Origin of the sequence: Pseudoalteromonas sp. SR45-6 (genome assembly GCF_014163545.1) — a bacterium.
GTDB classification, from domain to species: Bacteria; Pseudomonadota; Gammaproteobacteria; order Enterobacterales; family Alteromonadaceae; genus Pseudoalteromonas; species Pseudoalteromonas rhizosphaerae.
On the sequence record NZ_JACJDM010000034.1, the window covers coordinates 35,061 to 52,759 of the forward strand.

Annotated in this window: 16 protein-coding genes; 10 read left to right on the forward strand and 6 right to left on the reverse strand. The window is 41.3% G+C overall.

Annotation, left to right across the window (positions count from 1 at the left end):
* Position 1: 1 nt before the first annotated feature.
* The 4 genes from rng to tldD are packed head-to-tail and all read left to right on the forward strand — an operon-like array spanning position 2 to position 7,585.
* Positions 2–1,474 carry a ribonuclease G gene (gene rng, locus H5158_RS14570; RefSeq protein WP_149982651.1) on the forward strand — a complete coding sequence of 491 codons (1,473 nt, stop codon included), beginning with the start codon at positions 2–4 and terminating at the stop codon, positions 1,472–1,474.
* A complete protein-coding gene (locus H5158_RS14575; protein ID WP_182740313.1) occupies positions 1,474–5,319 on the forward strand; it encodes a YhdP family protein in 3,846 nt (1,281 codons plus the stop codon). The genes rng and H5158_RS14575 overlap by 1 nt, the downstream gene beginning before the upstream one ends.
* A gap of 20 nt (positions 5,320–5,339) precedes the next feature.
* Positions 5,340–6,149: a carbon-nitrogen hydrolase family protein gene (locus H5158_RS14580; protein WP_182740324.1), complete on the forward strand. Its 810-nt coding sequence runs from the start codon at positions 5,340–5,342 to the stop codon at positions 6,147–6,149.
* Positions 6,146–7,585, forward strand: a complete 1,440-nt coding sequence (tldD, locus tag H5158_RS14585) for a metalloprotease TldD (protein ID WP_182740314.1) — start codon at positions 6,146–6,148, stop codon at positions 7,583–7,585. Before H5158_RS14580 ends, tldD begins: the two co-directional genes overlap by 4 nt.
* A 79-nt stretch (positions 7,586–7,664) precedes the next feature.
* Here tldD and H5158_RS14590 read toward each other — a convergent pair whose 3' ends face one another.
* Positions 7,665–8,555, reverse strand: coding sequence for a LysR family transcriptional regulator (locus H5158_RS14590; protein WP_182740315.1), 891 nt, complete (start codon positions 8,553–8,555; stop codon positions 7,665–7,667).
* 115 nt (positions 8,556–8,670) lie between these two features.
* Between H5158_RS14590 and H5158_RS14595 the strand changes: the two genes are divergently transcribed.
* From H5158_RS14595 to H5158_RS14620, 6 genes are all read left to right on the forward strand, one after another.
* Positions 8,671–9,075, forward strand: coding sequence for a lactoylglutathione lyase (locus H5158_RS14595; RefSeq protein ID WP_145238608.1), 405 nt, complete (start codon positions 8,671–8,673; stop codon positions 9,073–9,075).
* Between the two features lie 39 nt (positions 9,076–9,114).
* Positions 9,115–10,215 carry an alkene reductase gene (locus H5158_RS14600; protein WP_182740316.1) on the forward strand — a complete coding sequence of 367 codons (1,101 nt, stop codon included), beginning with the start codon at positions 9,115–9,117 and terminating at the stop codon, positions 10,213–10,215.
* 29 nt (positions 10,216–10,244) lie between these two features.
* Positions 10,245–10,784: a YbhB/YbcL family Raf kinase inhibitor-like protein gene (locus H5158_RS14605; protein ID WP_182740317.1), complete on the forward strand. Its 540-nt coding sequence runs from the start codon at positions 10,245–10,247 to the stop codon at positions 10,782–10,784.
* Between the two features lie 49 nt (positions 10,785–10,833).
* Positions 10,834–11,736, forward strand: coding sequence for a polysaccharide deacetylase family protein (locus H5158_RS14610; RefSeq protein ID WP_310736706.1), 903 nt, complete (start codon positions 10,834–10,836; stop codon positions 11,734–11,736).
* Between the two features lie 196 nt (positions 11,737–11,932).
* The gene (locus H5158_RS14615; protein WP_182740319.1) at positions 11,933–12,502 is read left to right on the forward strand and encodes a DUF2799 domain-containing protein; all 570 of its coding nucleotides are present in this window, start codon (positions 11,933–11,935) and stop codon (positions 12,500–12,502) included.
* A gap of 23 nt (positions 12,503–12,525) precedes the next feature.
* The gene (locus H5158_RS14620) at positions 12,526–12,774 is read left to right on the forward strand and encodes a hypothetical protein (protein WP_259399450.1); all 249 of its coding nucleotides are present in this window, start codon (positions 12,526–12,528) and stop codon (positions 12,772–12,774) included.
* Between the two features lie 71 nt (positions 12,775–12,845).
* On the opposite strand, the gene H5158_RS14625 is transcribed toward H5158_RS14620, so the two are convergent.
* The 5 genes from H5158_RS14625 to H5158_RS14645 form a co-directional block, all read right to left on the reverse strand.
* Positions 12,846–13,682: a mechanosensitive ion channel family protein gene (locus H5158_RS14625; protein ID WP_145238627.1), complete on the reverse strand. Its 837-nt coding sequence runs from the start codon at positions 13,680–13,682 to the stop codon at positions 12,846–12,848.
* 115 nt (positions 13,683–13,797) lie between these two features.
* Positions 13,798–14,529, reverse strand: coding sequence for a glutaredoxin family protein (locus tag H5158_RS14630; protein WP_182740320.1), 732 nt, complete (start codon positions 14,527–14,529; stop codon positions 13,798–13,800).
* A gap of 114 nt (positions 14,530–14,643) precedes the next feature.
* Positions 14,644–15,102: a hypothetical protein gene (locus H5158_RS14635; RefSeq protein ID WP_182740321.1), complete on the reverse strand. Its 459-nt coding sequence runs from the start codon at positions 15,100–15,102 to the stop codon at positions 14,644–14,646.
* Positions 15,051–16,316 carry a tetratricopeptide repeat protein gene (locus H5158_RS14640; RefSeq protein WP_182740322.1) on the reverse strand — a complete coding sequence of 422 codons (1,266 nt, stop codon included), beginning with the start codon at positions 16,314–16,316 and terminating at the stop codon, positions 15,051–15,053. Before H5158_RS14640 ends, H5158_RS14635 begins: the two co-directional genes overlap by 52 nt.
* A gap of 198 nt (positions 16,317–16,514) precedes the next feature.
* Positions 16,515–17,561 (reverse strand): AraC family transcriptional regulator, encoded by a 1,047-nt coding sequence (locus H5158_RS14645; RefSeq protein WP_182740323.1) that lies wholly within the window; start codon positions 17,559–17,561, stop codon positions 16,515–16,517.
* Positions 17,562–17,699: the final 138 nt, after the last annotated feature.

Genomic DNA, 17,699 nt, shown 5'->3' on the forward strand with positions numbered 1-17,699 from the left:
CATGAGTATAGAATTACTGATCAACGTCACCCCGAGTGAAAGCCGTGTTGCCCTGATTGAAAACGGTGTATTACAAGAAATTCAACTAGAGCGTATTGGCAATTTAGGTATCGTCGGCAATATTTATTTAGGTAAAATAAGCCGAGTATTACCGGGTATGCAAGCTGCGTTTGTTGATATTGGTTTAGATAAAGCGGCTTTTTTACACGCGTCTGATATTGTAAATAGCGCCTCTATTGTTGAAGGTGTTGACGAGCAACCAATTAAAAAAGTACAAGATATTCGCGAGTTAGTGCGCCAAGGTCAATACATTATGGTGCAAGTGGTAAAAGATCCACTGGGTACTAAAGGCGCACGTTTAACAACTGACATCACCATCCCTTCTCGTTATTTAGTGTTTATGCCAGATGCCACTCATGTTGGTGTGAGTCAGCGTATAGAAACCGAAGAAGAACGCGCGCGATTGAAAAGCATTGTAGGTGAGTATGGCGATGAAGACGGCAGCTTTATAGTTCGTACTGCAGCTGAAGGTGCCAGCGAAGCTGAGTTGCGTCACGATGCCGAGTTTTTAAAAAAACTATGGAAAAAAATCGTCACTAAACGTAAAAAAACCAGCAAAGAAAGTATTTTGCATGAAGATTTAACCTTAGCATTTCGAACTCTACGAGATTACGTAGGGGAAGATATGGAGCGTATTCGGGTTGACTCAAAGCTAACCTATGAAGAGCTAAAAAGCTTTACCGCAGAGTTTGTACCAATTCTTTCCGATGCTTTAGAGTATTATCCAGGCGAGCGACCAATTTTTGATTTGTTTGATGTTGAAAGTGAAATACAAAAAGCCTTACATCGTAAAGTGACGTTAAAGTCAGGTGGCTATTTAATTATCGACCAAACCGAAGCGATGACCACGGTCGATGTTAATACCGGTGCCTTTGTTGGCCATCGAAATCTCGAAGAAACTATTTTTAACACCAACGTAGAAGCAACTTCTGCGATTGCCCGTCAGCTTAGGTTGCGTAACTTGGGCGGTATTATCATTATCGACTTTATTGACATGGTTAGCGAAGAGCATAAGCGCAGGGTGTTGCATTCACTTGAGTCTGCGCTGGGTAAAGATCGCGTTAAATCAAATATTAATGGTTTATCGGCATTAGGCTTAGTGGAAATGACCCGCAAACGTACTCGAGAAAGTCTTGAACATATTTTATGTGATGTATGTCCGGCCTGCTCTGGGCGCGGTTCACAAAAAACCGTTGAAACCGTATGCTACGAAATACTGCGTGAAATTGTCCGAGTAAACCGTGCTTACGCGGCTGATAAATTTATGGTTTATGCAGCTCCCGCGGTAAGTGAGGCATTACTTAACGACGAGTATCATAATCTTGCAGAACTAGAGTTATTTATTGGTAAGCAAGTCAGCATTCAAACCGAAAGCCTCTACAGTCAAGAGCAGTTTGATGTGGTTATGATGTAATGAAAGCAAAGACGGTCTGTTTTTTTTGTATCCGTAAGTTATGGCAAGTGTTCGCCATAACGCTGGTACTGCTTGCCGTTGTTGTTTCGGTTTTAAAATATACCCTGCCGTATGCCAATGACTATAAAGGTGACCTTGAAAGTTACCTATATGATAAGTTTGCAGTTAATTTATCAATTGGGGCTATTTCTGCCAGCTGGCATGGCCAAGGTCCTTCTATTGTCTTGGAAGATATCACCTTTGAAGATAATAAAAGCTCACCCATCGCACTGACTATCGCTAAAGCTAGCCTTGAATTAAACGTCTGGGAAACCATCAAAACACGACAGTTAAAATCTAACTACTTTGTGATCAACGGTTTCCATGCTGATGTTGATATGCCGACTATGTTGCAGTCGAACAGCAGTGAGGTATCGTTTGAACAAAAAGAGCTGATTGAAGGCTTATTCTTAGGTAAAACCGGTCATTTTGCGGTTGAAAATAGTAGTCTTAATTTTATCTTGGCAGATGGTAAAGAGCGTCGGGTGATGCTTGAAGACATCGTTTGGCAAAATCAATACGAACAACACTTAGCTAGTGGTACTTTAGCATTGCCCGGGATTTCAGTGGGTACATTTGATGCTCGCTTGGCATTAACCGGATCGACGCTAGAAACCATGCTGGGTGATATTTATGTGCAAGCAAATAATGTTGATGTGTCGAAATGGCTGGCTCAGTATATTAATGCTAGTAAAGAGCAGCTCAATTCTGACATTAACTTAGAATCATGGTTGAGTATTGAAAAAGGCCTGATCAAAGATGTCACAGTTAAATGGTTGCCAAGCTTTATTAATTGGCAGCAAGATACAAAAAGTCATCAATTTAGTTTAAGTGAAGGGGGTTTTCGCCTTTACCCTTGGCAGCAAGGTTGGCGGTTAAAAAGTTCAGGGGTGCGGCTCTCAAACGATCAACAGCATTGGCCCGACTTTCAATTTGAAGCGCAGCTGGATAACAAGCAACAACAAATTTGGTTGCAAGAACTCGATTTTGACTTGGTTACAAGGTTAGCCCAGTTAAGTGATTTTGCTGAATTAGAGCCGCTGTTAAGTCGTCAACCCAGTGGTCAAGTTAAGCGCGCTTATGTGCAGTTTACATCAACACAGCAATGGCAATTATGGTTTGAAGCCCAGCAATTGGGCTGGTTTGCAGAGCAAGGTGTGCCAGGTGTGCAGGGCTTACTTGTCGATGGTTTGTTAAATCAAGAACGTGGTCGTATTAATCTGTTTGGCGAAAATAGCGAGTTACTTACCGCAGATACTTTTAGCCAGCCAATCAAATATAACCAACTGAATATGCAAATTGATTTAGCCAATAGTGAGCAAGGTTGGCAGATCAGCAGTGATAATATGTGGCTTGATAATGATGAGGTCACTGTTGCAGCCGAAATGAAGCTTAGCTTAGACGAACAGCCTCGGCTTGATTTATATGCAGAAGCATTTGCACCAGATGCCAGTGTTGCCAGCCATTATTTCCCACGCCCTGTGATGACTAAAAATTTAGTTGATTACTTAACTGGGGCTATTAAAGGTGGTGAACTTACGCAAACACAAGTGCTGTTTTCTGGGCCGTTAACGGGCTTTCCGTTTGCTGATAATTCAGGACAGTTTGAAGTATTAGCGCAGGTAGATAACGCCAATTATCAATTTGCCCCTGATTGGCCTGCAGTAACTCAAGCGAGTGCAAAATTACATTTTGAAAATCAGCGTATGGATATTTACTCTGAGCATGGGCGGCTTGTTAACTTAGCGATCGATGATGCCGTGCATGTCAGTATTGCAGATCTAATGAACGCAGATTTACTGAGCGTAAAAATTAATAAACGTGCTGAGATGGAAACATTACTGCCGTTTTTTAAAGCAACGCCAATTGCTGAGCCACTAGCAAATGTATTTGAGGTGATCCAAGGTAACGGCGCTGCCAGCGCTGATATTGAGCTACTTGTTGATTTAAATGAGTTAGATGTAACAGCTAAAGGCATGGTTAATTTAAAAGATCTGCCAGTGTATTTAGCACAACCTGGGCTTCAGCTTGAAGGTGTTACAGGTCAGCTCTATTTTAATGATGATCAGATCACTTTAGAAAATGCTAACGCAAGTTGGTTAGGAATGCCGCTGAAAGTTAACTTTAATGGTAAAAATATTGGCCCAAACTATCGTGCTGACGTTGATATAAAAGCACAGTTAAATGCTGATACGTTAATTTCTCATGGTCAAGACTTACTAAAAGGTTACTTGCATGGTGAAAGTGAAGTGGCTATTAATCTTGCCCTAAACTTTTTAACGGACGGCTTTGATTATCGCGCTAATGTCAGCTCACAACTCGAAGGGCTTAGTAGTGAGCTGCCCGCACCGTACACAAAAAGTGCCGATCAAGTATGGCCGCTAACGGCTGTTATTCAAGGTGATAATATTTCTAATTTGATCACCGCTAATATTAATAACAACTTATATTTTAATGGCATCTTAGCGAATAACGTTGGCAAACTAACCAATGCACAGTTTATTTTAGGCGAGCATGATCTGGGTTTAAACCAGCAAGACTTAAGTGTTGCAATTGATTTAGAGCAAACCGATCTATTACCTTGGCTTGGCTTGATCCAGCAGATCATCACCATCAGTCAAACAGAATCAGCTGAGCAGGGCGTACTACCACCATTAAAAGAAGTGGTGGGTAACATTCAGCAATTAACCATTGGTGATATTGCATTTAATGATTTTGAAATGCGTTTAGCGCCGACCCCAAGTGACATGAGCTTACGGCTAAACGCCAAAGAATTACGCTCGCAAGTACTTATTCCGCTAGATAAATCAAGTCGGCCGATTCATATTGCCAGTGATTATTTACGTGTTAACTTTACCCCTACTACAGACGAATTACAGCCATCTGAAACACCTCAAGATTACACTTGGTTGAGTGACATACCGGCCATTGAATTTGAGTGTACTGATTGTAAAGTGGCAAGCTATCAATTAGATAAAGTCAGCGCATCGCTTTATGGCGATGGTCATAAGCTCACCATATCTGAGCTGGTGGTTGATAAAGGCAAGCATGTGTTACGTGCTAAAGGGCATTGGCAAGATGGCATAAGTCAATTTAGCGGTAATATGCAAAGTGATGACATTGGTGAGCTATTTGATGAGTTTGATATAACCACCACAGTTAAAGATTCACCCGCAGATATTAAATTTACGCTTGAATGGCAAGATGCGCCTTATTTATTTGATATTGCCAGCCTCAATGGTAATTTAGATTGGCGTTTAGGCGAAGGACATTTAGCTGAGGTAAGCGATGGCGGCGCACGGGTATTTTCGTTGCTGAGCCTGGATTCATTAGTGCGTAAGTTAAAACTCGATTTTAGAGATGTATTTTCGAAAGGTTTTTTTTATAACAGTTTGCAAGGCACCATGCAGGTAGATAAAGGCATCGCTTACACGCAAGATACGAAAATGGATGGGGTGCCTGCTGATCTGACGATTAAAGGCCATACTAACCTCAATACCATGGAGATTGATTACGATTTAGCGGTTGCGCCACAAGTGACCTCGAGTATTCCGGTGATTGTTGCGTGGATGGTCAATCCGGTAACCGGGCTTGCGGCACTGGCGATAGATAAAGTGATCCACTCGGCGCGCGTTATTTCTGAGATTAACTTTAAAGTGACTGGCAGCATGACTGATCCTGTAGTGAAAGAAGTAGATCGTAAAAGTCGTGAAGTGACTCTTCCGCAAGCTGCACAAAACCAACCTCAAGCCGCCGCCTCCAGTGAGTTAACACTCAAAGATGCTGTAGATACAGCCACCCAATGAGGCCTTAAACGATGCAAGCTATGATAGTCGCTCTACAAATGTGCTCCGGGCTGTGTGCTGATGGCAACATGAATCAACTTAGACAACAGTTAACCACGCTTCCTGCAATACGCCCGTTACTGGTGTGTTTACCTGAAAGCTTCTTAGTGTTTGCTAATAGCGGTCATGAAACACTTGTTGTAGCAAAGCAAAGTGATGTTTATCAACAACAATTAAGTGAGTTATGTCGCCAACATGATATTTGGCTAGCTGCCGGTACTGTGCCGATTGCCACAGAGCATGGCAAATATTTTGCAGCGTCTTTGTTGTTTAATGAGCAAGGTGAAGTGCTGGCCCAGTATAATAAAATGCATTTATTTGACGTTGATGTTGCTGATGGGACTGGTGCGTATCGCGAGTCTAACTTCACCGAAGCGGGCAGTGACATTGTGGTGGTAGATTCACCGTTTGGTAAAATAGGTCTTACAGTATGTTATGATCTACGCTTTAGTGGCTTATTTAGTGCTTTGCAACGAGCCGGGGCAGAGGTTATTTTAGTGCCTAGCGCATTTACTACCATAACAGGTGCAGCTCATTGGCAACCGTTATTAACGGCCAGAGCGATAGAGACGCAAAGTTATGTGATTGCTGCTGCGCAAGTAGGGCAACACGAAAATGGTCGCGCGACATACGGCCACAGTATTATTATTTCTCCTTGGGGCGACGTCCTCAGCGAGCTTGCAAATGGCATTGGGTTTATTGGTTGTCAGCCAGATCTAAACCGCTTACACGCCATTCGTCGAGATATGCCAGTGCAATCTCACCAACGATTTAGAGAGCATTTATTATGAACACGGTTGAACAGCATTTATTACACGACAGCCAGCTAAATCGAGAAGAACTCGAAAAAACGCTTGGTTTTATTCATCAGCATAAAGTTGATTACGCGGATCTTTACTTTCAATCTAGCCACCATGAATCATGGGTGCTTGAAGATGGCTTAGTAAAAGAAGGCTCGTACAACGTTGAACGTGGCGTAGGTGTACGTGCCGTGAGCGGTGAAAAAACGGGGTTTTCGTACTCTGATGCAATTAATTTAGAAGCACTTAACAAAGCCGCAACCGCTGCGCGCAGTATTGCCGAAGCAGGTGAAAGTAAAGCCATTCAGGTATTTAGTGATGTAGCAGCAAAACAGCAGTTTGCACCACTGCAGCCGATTCAAAGCATGAGTGATACCGACAAAGTAAATTTATTACGTGAGCTTGAAAATTATATTCGTGAGCTTGCTCCTGACGCAGAGCAAGTTATTAGCTCTATGTCTGCGGTGTATGAAGAAGTATTGATTGCGGCCAGCGATGGTACATTTGCCACCGATATCCGCCCATTGATCCGTTTAAATTGTTCGGTATTACTTGAAAAAGACGGCCGCCGTGAACGCGGTGGCGCAGGTGGTGGCGCACGTTTAGACTATGGTTACTTTAAAGAACTGGTGGATGGTAAACCCCGTTGGATGGAATACGCAGAAGAAGCCGTACGCCAAGCAAAAGTAAACCTTGAAGCTATTGACGCTCCAGCGGGCACGATGGAAGTGGTACTTGGCGCAGGTTGGCCAGGAGTATTACTGCATGAAGCCGTAGGTCATGGCCTAGAAGGCGACTTTAACCGTAAAGGAGCCTCGGCATTTAGCGGTAAAGTGGGCCAAAAAGTCGCATCAGAGCTGTGTACTGTAGTTGATGACGGCACCATTGCCGATCGCCGAGGTTCACTTAATGTGGATGACGAAGGTACTCCTGCAGCGTACAACGTACTTATCGAAAACGGTATTTTAAAAGGCTACATGCAAGATAAAATGAATGCGCGTTTGATGGGCGTTAACCCAACTGGTAATGCGCGCCGTGAGTCATACGCGCATTTACCAATGCCACGTATGACCAACACTTACATGTTAGGTGGAGAGCACAGCCAAGCTGATATTATCAGCACGGTTAAAAAAGGCGTGTTTGCCCCTAATTTTGGTGGCGGCCAAGTGGATATCACCTCAGGTAAGTTTGTGTTTAGTGCCTCAGAAGCTTACTTAATTGAAAATGGTAAAATTACTCAGCCAATTAAAGGGGCAACATTAATTGGTAATGGCCCTGAGGTTATGCAACAAATCTCTATGGTAGGTAATGATTTAGCGCTTGATAAAGGCGTCGGTGTTTGTGGTAAAGACGGTCAAAGTGTACCAGTAGGCGTTGGCCAGCCAAGCCTGAAAATAGATAACCTAACAGTGGGTGGCACGGCTTAATTTTATTACTGCCAAATACAACAAATAAAACCTTGGAAGTGCATGCTTTCAAGGTTTTATTTTTGTCGGCTGTTTATTGTTAAATTTGCTGCTGAAAAAAATCCATAAATGCGGCAACTTGTCGTGGCTGAAATTGCCTAGATGGGTAAAGAAACTGTAAGCCGATTTGTTGTTTATCTTTATTACTAAAACCGAGAATATAGTCATCAAGTATCGTCACTAAATTACCCTTAGTCAGATCATCGCTAATATCTACCATTGATTTTAGAGCAACCCCTGCACCGTCAATTGCCCATTGTCTGATCACCGCACCATCACTACTACTCATAGCCACAGGGACGCGAATTACCTGATCTTTAAAATGCCAATCATTCATCGATTGACCAAATCGCTCCATTACTAGGCAGCGATGATTTAATAAATCGTTTGGCTGCAAGGGTTGGCCATGTATTTTTAAATATTCAGCTGAAGCACATAACACACGTTGATTGGCCTTGATCATTCGGCTAATCAAATTGCTATCGGGTAAGTTTCCAAAGCGAATAGCAATATCAATACCTTCTTCAACTAAATTGACTAAGCCATCGGTTAAATGCAGGTGTGGTTTAACTTGTGGGTTTTGTGCTACAAATTTAGCTATTGCAGGGGCAACAAACTGTTTACCAAAGTCAGAGGGTGCGGTTATTTTGAGATTACCCGAAAGGGTGTTTTTACTAAGCTGAATACTTTGCTCTGTGGCATCAATTTCAGCAATTACTCTTAAACAGCCTTGATAAAATTGCTCTCCAGCCTCGGTCAATTTAATACTGCGAGTATTACGTATTAAGAGTCGGGTTTGATAGTGATTTTCAAGCTGGTTGATACGTGCCGTCATACTCGCAGGCGATAAACCAATTTTTCGCCCAGCTGCAGCAAGCCCGCCAGAGCGCACCACATGAACAAAAAGCTGCATATCATCAATCTTAGCCATCGTTCCTTACTCTTTATAATTCAGTATTAATGAATAGTGTTTTTGATATTAACTCAATTATCAAATTTAAGTAAATAGTTAAACTGGTTGTACTTATTATCAACAGAGAAAGTTTATGCGTTTAGATCATGTATTAATTTCTAGTTGTGATTACCAAGCGATGCGACAGTTCTTTATTAATTCAGTTGGGCTAAGTGAAGGGTATCGTCCGCCTTTTCCTTTCGAGGGAGCGTGGTTATACGGCAGCGATAACGTTGCTTTGATTCATCTGGTTAATGCCGCGGGTAATAAAGCACAACAGGGTTACTTATCAGCATTAAACAGCAAAATCCAAGGCCGAGGAGTGGTAGATCACATTGCCATTCGCAGCATAGGTTATCAAGGATTGAAAAGTCGCTTAGCGCAAACAGGTATAAGTTATTTCGAGCGAACCGTGCCAGAGCTACTAGAGCACCAAGTATTTATACAAGGACCAGAAGAGATGAAGGTCGAAATGCTATTTAGTAGTGATGAAATTTAATTTAAATCCAGATAAACATTATTTATAAGAGAGTTAGTTATGTCTATAGAATCCTTATTTGAAGTTAAAACCCTCGGTGGCATGGTCACTCAAAATAGAATTGTGATGGCACCTATGACCCGTTCGCGAACTGCGCAACCGGGTGATATTCCCACTGAACTGATGGCCACGTATTATGCGCAGCGTGCTACTGCGGGGCTGATTATTTCTGAAGCAACACAAATTTCTGCTCAGGGCAAAGGTTACTCATTTACGCCAGGTATTTACACGCAAGAACAAATTGAAGGTTGGAAGCAAGTAACACAAGCTGTGCATAAAGAAGGTGGTAAAATATTTTTACAACTGTGGCACGTTGGTAGAATGTCGCACTCTTCATTTCATCATGATGGAACGCCAGTTGCTCCATCTGCACTTGCTCCAGATGCACAAGTTTGGGTGGTAGGCGATGATGGAGAAGGACGGATGCTTGATTGCCCAACCCCACGAGCACTAAGTGTTAAAGAAATTAAAGAAATAGTAAATGATTACAAGCAAGCGGCAATTAACGCGATTGAGGCTGGTTTTGATGGCGTTGAAATACATGGAGGTAACGGGTATTTAATTGATCAGTTTTTAAGACGTTCAGCAAATAAACGCACAGATGAATATGGCGGTAGCCAAGAAAACCGTATTCGTTTTGCCTGTGAAATCATTAGCGCAATTAGTAATGCCATTGGAGCTCATAAAGTGGGTATTAGATTAGCGCCTTTTATCACTCAGCGTGGTATGGGTGATAGTGAAGCAATTGACACTATTTTATTGGCAGCAAAGCAATTTGAGCAAATTGGTATTGCGTATATTCATCTTGCCGAAGCGGACTGGGACGATGCACCTACCGTAACACCAGAGTTTAGAGTCGCACTTCGTCAGTATTTTAGTGGCGCGATTATTGTTGCCGGTAATTATACCGAGCATTCAGGTGCGCAGCTTATTGAACAAGGTCTTGCCGATTACATCGCATTCGGTCGTCGTTTTATTGCCAACCCAGACTTACCGTATCGTATTCAAGAGCAACTGCCACTAAACACGATTACCGATGGGAGTACATTGTTTGGCGGTACAGCCAAAGGTTATACCGATTACCCAGCATATCAAAAGTAACTTTTTAACTGAAAATATAAGGGCTAAAAATGGTTAATTTTTCAAACTCAGTAGTTACTTTACTGATCAGCGGGCTGTTTAGTAGTGCCAGTTTTGCGGCTGAATTTAGTTTATCGAGCCCTGATTTACAGCCAGGGCAGGCAATAAAGAGTGAGCAATACTGGAATAGCTTTGGTTGTCAGGGGAGTAATGTTAGGCCACAACTTAAATGGCAAAATGCGCCTAAGAAAGCCAAAAGCTTTGCCGTGACAGTGTATGACAATGACGCACCAACTGGCAGTGGTTTTTGGCACTGGGTAGTACATGATATTCCTCTGACTAGTAACTCGTTATCTTCAACGACTTTGCCCGAAGGGGCCATTGAAGGTAATACAGATATGGGTAAGCCCGGGTACTTTGGACCATGTCCACCAGAAGGACGCAAGCATAGCTATACCTATAAAGTGTATGCATTGGATGTAGAAAAATTAGCTGTTCCACAAGGGGCAACAAGTGCACTTACAGGGTTTTTCTTACATCAGCACTCTTTGCAAACAGCCGAGATCACAGTAACGGCAGGACCGCGTTAATTAGTTAAGGAGATAAAAAATGAAGGCTTTACCTTTACTCACTTTTTTAATGGCACTGTGCAGCAGTAAGTTGTTAAATGCGGCCCCATTATCTGATAAATCAGGTTATTGGCCTGATGATGCACAATTAGTGATTTCTATTTCAATGCAATTTGAAGCAACAGCACAAGATAGCTCTGATGCAGGGCCGTTTCCTCAAATAGAGCAGGGTTATCACGATACGATTTCGCCTACTTGGTATCAGTATGGGATGAATGAAGGGATCCCACGATTACTTGATCTATGGGATAAACATAATATTAAAGTTACTTCTCATATGGTGGGTAGGGCTGTGGAATTAAATCCAGCACTTGCTAAAGAAGTGGTTTCACGAGGGCATGAAGCATCGGGTCACGGCCAAACATGGACACCACAATATTCTATGAGTGTTGAACAAGAGCGCGCTTCATATATTAAAAGTGCAGATATTATCGAAAAAGTGACAGGCATGCGGCCGGTTGGCTTTAATGCATTTTGGATGAGACACTCAAAAAATACACTTACGCTTTTGCAAGAGCTGGGGTTTATTTATCATATTGATGATCTATCGCGTGATGAGCCTTCTTTTACACCAGTAAATAATAAGCCTTTTGTGGTTGTACCTTATACTTTTCGTAATAACGACATTGTGCGCTATTCAGGAAGCACTGCAATGACGGCCCAAGCCTACTTACAAGAGTTAAAAGATGAGTTTGACGTGTTATACGCTGAAGGAAAACACAGAAGACGAATGATGTCGATTAGTGCTCATGACCGTATTGCAGGAACGCCTGCGCGAGTAAAAGCGCTTGATGATTTTATCCAGTATGCAAAACAGCATACTGGTGTTAAGTTCATGCGAAAAGATAACATAGCCCGTTGGATAATGAAGCAACAAAATGTACCAACTAACCAAGCTCAAACGGTTAAATAAAGAAAATATCTATGAGGCAGCTTTTTAATATTATGAGTATGCCTCATGTTATTTTTTGTGATGAAAGGATTAAGTTTTGTCGTAAATTTTAAACTTCAACGGAATTAGAATAGCTTGTTACATTTTTATCATTCACTTTAAACGAATATCTCTTAAAATAGGTACTTGAATAGTCTATGACACTTCAGGAAATAGCATGTTTAGCCGTTGTATGTTTATTTTATTTCTACTATCTATATCAGGATGCTCTTCTTTGTCTCAGGATGAATGTATACAGGCCAATTGGACAAATTTAGGCTTTAGTCATGGTGAGCAAGGGTATACATTTGAACATGGCAGAGAAATCATATCTGCTTGTAGTGAATTTGGCATCACTGCAAAATTAGATGATTATCAAGCTGGTTACAAACAGGGGCTCGCAGCCTTTTGTGAGCCTGAAAATGGCTTTACCCTAGGTTTGCGAGGCGATGCGTATAACGGGATTTGTAATGACACACAGTTTAGAAAAGCATGGCAAGAAGGTAACGAGCGTTATCAATTTGAAGCAAGGAAAGCCGAGATAGATGATCGACTTAATAATATTAATTGGCGGCTGCAATCTATTAGTAATGAATTAGCGAGTGATAAATCGTCAAGTAGCCAAAGTAAAGAGTTACGCCGAGAGCGAGAACAGTTAGAGAGAGAGCGTCGTGATTTAAGAAAAGAAAAAGCACTTCAGCCATTACTCAACAAGCTTCCATCATGGCATTTTGAGTATGAGTTATAACGTGTTCTTTTAAGGTGATTAATATGAAAGTAATGTCAATTTTAATAACATTTCTGATCCTCAGTGGGTGTGCGTCAAAAGAAATGCCAGAGGGTTATGGAGATGAATTATTTGCAGAGCATGAGTGCTTAGGTGGTGAAGTTGAAACAGACTATAGCTACACAATCTTTAGTTCTGACGAAGATGAAAGTAATAAGAGCACGGTTCAATCAACTTGTCAGCCAGTAAAAACTAAAACTGAGTTTGAGCGAGATATTAGATCGGGAGGCTAGCGTTAAAAGCTTAACTCACTTCAGTTTTAATCAAGTGAGTTAAACTATGTCCATATAGTGGCATATTCTTATTATATGTGAGAGTTACTGCTTTGTTGTTTTGCAGCTTCACTGTACCAAAGCTCCATAAAAAAGGCAGTTAGCTTATGCTCTATTCCCAGCGCCTTGTCAGTGGGACAGAATAAAGTGAAGCTGGCTTTAAACTCGCCTAATTCGGTGGTGCTAAAGTGTATTTCAGGCTCAGGGCCAGAAATTTTTGCATCTAATTTTCTTTCGATAATCGAATTATAACGACCAGCCACATCTTGAAACTCTTCACAATATTGCTTCGCTTTCGTGGTTAGAGTTTCGTAAATTGGATACGGATTAAAACTTTCTTTACGCACAATACTAAAGTGATGAGTGGTAAAACGTTTTACAAAGTTTAAGTTTTTAATCGGGTTAGTGATCAGCTTATTATTCGGAATATAAATGGTTTTGCGAGAAAACTGATAGGTGTGCATGTCAATTTCATGCATGGTGGTTTTGATCCAATCGGTTTCAGCAATTTCACCATAGTATTCACCAACCTGTACCCAGTCACCAACCCGAAACGGGCGCGTGGTAACTAAATAGAAAAAGCCAATTATACATTGAATAAACTCTCTGGTCGCAAATACAATAGCCACTGCAAATGCCGCGATCGACAGCGCAAAGTTCTGGATTTCAGTAGACCATACAAATAGCAGTAATAGCACCGTTGCTAGGTTAATAGAGTGCTTAATATTGTGCGAAATATAGCGAATATCTTTTTCTTTTTTTTCTGCTTTATGGCGCGCAAATCTGTCAACCAGCGCCTTAAGAGTAAACGCAATAGTGATCATTGCTAGTGAAATAAGTACCGGATGGAGCAGTAAATCTTTGTTCATAAATTCCTAATTGATGGAGCGTTAATAAAAAATAACACGTGACCATACTAACTAAATTTTGCAGATTTAACCACGGTAGAACAGTAATAAAGGGGCAAAACCGTTATATGTTTTATCAACTAACTAGCATCCAAAGACCCGCTGTTATCATAAATAGATTCTCGGTTAATGAGATAAAACCTAGCGGTACATTGCTGTTGCCACCGACGCACGCGCACTTGAGTTCACGTTTATCTATATATACAGCTTTAAATACTGATACCGCACCAATACCACCAATAAATAACGAGAACGGCGCCACCGCTAAGGCCGGAAGTTTGGCCACCATCCCGATGGCAACATAGGCTTCAATAAAAGGATAAACATAAGCATAAGGCACAACGCGCATGGCAAGTAAGTCATAGGTAATAAATGAGTTTGAAAAGCTATATAAATCTTGTAGCTTTTGAATTGCTAACACCGCCATCGACAGTGCAATAAACAGCATTAAGTTTTGCATAGACAATAAAGCGTCGCCATTGGTATAGCTAAACCCGCAGCTGAGTAATAGTGTGACTGCAAAAATAGCTAACACTGGCGTGTAAGTTGTGCCTTGTTGACCCGCTTTGGTCAGATTGAAAAAATCGCGCAAATCATCGTACCCACCTATACGTTTATCATCAATAAAGGTTTGTGGCGTGGTTTTTACATTATGCTGCTGTTTGAATTCGTCAGTTTGCTCACGGCTGGTTAAGTGACGATCATCAACATCGTAACCATGTCGCTCTAATAAATCTTTTGATTTTAAACCGAAGGGGCAAATATGCTCATCGGTCACCATGCGATATAAAATTGCAGATTTAGACACAGTGCCTCCTTGTAAAAATGCCTTGAGTACTGCGTAAAAGTTGCTTAATTACACAGTAAACAAGGGCAAATTGTTGCTATAACTGAATAGTTACAAGGTTTATGCCAGCACTGTTTATTGCTTAGTTATGGTTAAAACAGCATCCATCACCGGATCGACACCTGCAAAGTAATCTTTTGCAGAAAGTGTAATTGGCATATCGGGCGCTAACCAAATACGATGATCTTCAGCTCTGCTTTGCTGGTGGAACTGGCTCGAAATAAGTCCTGTTTGTTTACTGTATGGTAGGTTAAACCAGCCTGCTTCACCAGCCACGTTAGGGCGGGTGCCTGATGGTTCACCTACAAAAATCGCTGGCACTATATTGGCAATCTTAACTGCTACATCATGGCCTGCCGAAAACGTATTGCGGCCAATTAATATAAATAACTTTCCTTGTGGCTTTAATACTTTAAAAAATGCGGCAGTTGCCACCATAGGTGGGTTGAGCGAGCCATTACCACCACTGTTATGGCGAAGGTCTAGCACCATATGCTCAATGTCATCGTATTTGATTTGTGCTTGTAGCTGCATAGCAAATTCAGCAAGTGTGAGATCTTTGCTATTTCGCACATCATTGAATTGTACATACAGTAATTTATTCGTTTTGATTTGTTCGCTCCAAAACGGCGTGTTGTTTTTTGTAAGTATCTAAGCGTAGGGTGTTCAGTAAGTTTTGGTAACTTAGGAAAACCTGCAAATTGCATTGACTTGAGCGCTGGTGTAACTGTGGTGATAGCCCCTTTTGGTGAGCTGAGCGTGAGTGTTACCTCGTTACCTTTGCTAATGCCAAGCCCGTTTAGTACATCAAGCAAACTTAAATAATATGGGCCCAACCACAGGGTTTGCATTTCATTATCACGAGCATTAACACGTTTAGTTAACTCAAGGGCTTGATCGGCTGGTGTATCGGCAAATGCTGCAACTTTATAGCCAATATATTGCTGGTAATCACTACTTGCTTTGGTGATGTATAAGCCATCACTAAATTGATAAAACTGAAATGGCAATTGCTGAAAGTTGCCTTTTTCACCCCATGCTGGGATCAATAAATTATGACCATTGCCAAGTAGTGCAATTAGCTCCATAAACTGAAAAATAATTTGCTGATCAATCATAATAGGAATCGCTTTATCAATGCTTGCTACTTTTTCAGCAAATTGTTGAGGGCTTATGTTTTGATACATTGCCACGTGTAAACGTTTAATCTCTGCAGCTAAAAACGCTAAATCGGTGCGCCATTTTTGATCTCGATTGAGTTCAGTCTCCAAATTATTACCTGCAAGTGATTTATAACTGGTTGATTGCGCAAAGCGTTCAAAGTGAGGGTTAGTACCAGATTTAAATAAGCTGGTGCCAGCAAGTGTTGGGCGGTCATCCCATCTTGCTGCCAGTGCTTTTTTGAGCCAATACTCGGCTTGCTGTTGGTTATTAAGCTCTGCGTATGCCTCTGCAATTTTCACCATTAAATCGTTAGGATTACTAGCCCCATTAGGAATGCCTTTTAAGCTAGTCCCAATTGCAAGTGCGCGTTGCAAAGCATTGCTGGCATTTTGATAATCGGCCAATTGAAAATAACTGAGACCAAGTAAATACCAAGTATCGCCATCATTTTGATATTCATTAATGAGCTGTTTTGTGAGTTTATTCACCAGAGCCCAGTTTTGTTGTTTAGCAAATTCTATTGCTGCTGTTTTCGATTGAAAGTAAGCGATTGGGTCTGTTGCACCAACGCGATTTGGTTGCACTTTTAAGGCTTGATTCGTTACCTCTAAAGAATGATTCGTTGCTAACGCAGAACCCGAAAAGTTTATTAATAGGCACAATATTAGTAGTAAAAAATAGGACTTGTACATCTGGAGTCTCAAAGCTGTTTTTTGTTTAAATTAGCGTTTGGGCTGTAAAAAAGCGTCCTAAAACAGGATTTAGGACGTTTTTTGTCTGTTTTATGAGCTGTTTTTTAGTGTTTGCTTCTTAAATTGACTCGGCGTTAATCCCGTTTCTTTTTTAAACACCGCATTAAAAGTCGATTTAGAATTAAAGCCAGCTTGAAATGCCAGTTCTATCAGGCTGAGTTTTTGAGGTGAGTCTTGCTCTATTTCGCGTTTAACATCATTCACTTTATGCTGGTTGATGTACTCACAAAAGTTGTTCCCCGTTGTGCTGTTAATAGCCCAAGATATTTCTTTACTACCGAGCCCTGTTTGATCTGCTAAGTCGTTTAGTGACAGCCTAGGTTGTCGATAAAGCGATTCATTAATAATCAAGTTATCAATGGTTGAGAAAATTTGCTGTGCAAGTTGCTCATCAGACGAATCAGCTTCTTCAGCTTCGGTTTCTTCAGGTAATGTGACAGGCTCGAATTGAAAGCTATTCTTGATGGTGTGGAACAACAAAAAGCTAAACATAAGCAGTAACAGTATTTCGTTTAATAAGTACCAGTACATCTTTAAATCGAGCGGCGTGATTGGTTGCACATTCATGCGCAGCAAATCGAATACGACAATAATGGCAAAAATAAATAATGCTTTGAACAACCACTTTAACTTAAGGCTCTCAGCATCTGAGCGCGCATGCATAAGTTGTTTGTGGTAGCCCTTTAAAGTGCCATAAGCAAAGTAGAAGTAGCCAAGTTGACTGAGCGAACCGAGTAAAATGATCGCCTGCGTGTAGTGGGTAAAGGCCAAGGAAATAGCCGCAGGAATTAAGTGAACCGCGTAGTGTGATGTTATAAAGGGCTGCTTACCTGTAATCGACAAGGTAAAAAAGTAAATCATAGGCCCATACAGTAATGTAAATGCCGGTGTGATTAAGTAATCAGAAAGGCCTAACCCTTCTAACAGGTTAAAGGCGCATACACAGCCTTGAAATACAAATAGCAGCACCAAGGAACGACTTTGTTTTTGGCTATTAATTAATAATGCACCAAATAACATTTGGAACAGAAAGATACTCTGTACAAGGTGTACAGGGAATAAAGAGATTGATTGCAAAGTAGTTTACGTTCTTATTCTTTTAACTGAGTTTAACAACTCACCATCACCTTGTAATCATAGGCATAAAAAAACCTTGTGGCAGCACCACAAGGTTTTAATCTTTGCCCGAAGCCCGAAGCCCGAAGCCCGAAGCCC

What these genes read in the sequence shown, in the direction of transcription:
- rng (WP_149982651.1), top strand. Translation starts at nt 2, where the DNA reads ATGAGTATAGAATTACTGATCAACGTCACCCCGAGTGAAAGCCGTGTT.
- H5158_RS14575 (WP_182740313.1), top strand. Translation starts at nt 1,474, where the DNA reads ATGAAAGCAAAGACGGTCTGTTTTTTTTGTATCCGTAAGTTATGGCAA.
- H5158_RS14580 (WP_182740324.1), top strand. Translation starts at nt 5,340, where the DNA reads ATGATAGTCGCTCTACAAATGTGCTCCGGGCTGTGTGCTGATGGCAAC.
- tldD (WP_182740314.1), top strand. Translation starts at nt 6,146, where the DNA reads ATGAACACGGTTGAACAGCATTTATTACACGACAGCCAGCTAAATCGA.
- H5158_RS14590 (WP_182740315.1), bottom strand. Translation starts at nt 8,555, where the DNA reads ATGGCTAAGATTGATGATATGCAGCTTTTTGTTCATGTGGTGCGCTCT.
- H5158_RS14595 (WP_145238608.1), top strand. Translation starts at nt 8,671, where the DNA reads ATGCGTTTAGATCATGTATTAATTTCTAGTTGTGATTACCAAGCGATG.
- H5158_RS14600 (WP_182740316.1), top strand. Translation starts at nt 9,115, where the DNA reads ATGTCTATAGAATCCTTATTTGAAGTTAAAACCCTCGGTGGCATGGTC.
- H5158_RS14605 (WP_182740317.1), top strand. Translation starts at nt 10,245, where the DNA reads ATGGTTAATTTTTCAAACTCAGTAGTTACTTTACTGATCAGCGGGCTG.
- H5158_RS14610 (WP_310736706.1), top strand. Translation starts at nt 10,834, where the DNA reads ATGGCACTGTGCAGCAGTAAGTTGTTAAATGCGGCCCCATTATCTGAT.
- H5158_RS14615 (WP_182740319.1), top strand. Translation starts at nt 11,933, where the DNA reads ATGTTTAGCCGTTGTATGTTTATTTTATTTCTACTATCTATATCAGGA.
- H5158_RS14620 (WP_259399450.1), top strand. Translation starts at nt 12,526, where the DNA reads ATGAAAGTAATGTCAATTTTAATAACATTTCTGATCCTCAGTGGGTGT.
- H5158_RS14625 (WP_145238627.1), bottom strand. Translation starts at nt 13,682, where the DNA reads ATGAACAAAGATTTACTGCTCCATCCGGTACTTATTTCACTAGCAATG.
- H5158_RS14635 (WP_182740321.1), bottom strand. Translation starts at nt 15,102, where the DNA reads ATGCAGCTACAAGCACAAATCAAATACGATGACATTGAGCATATGGTG.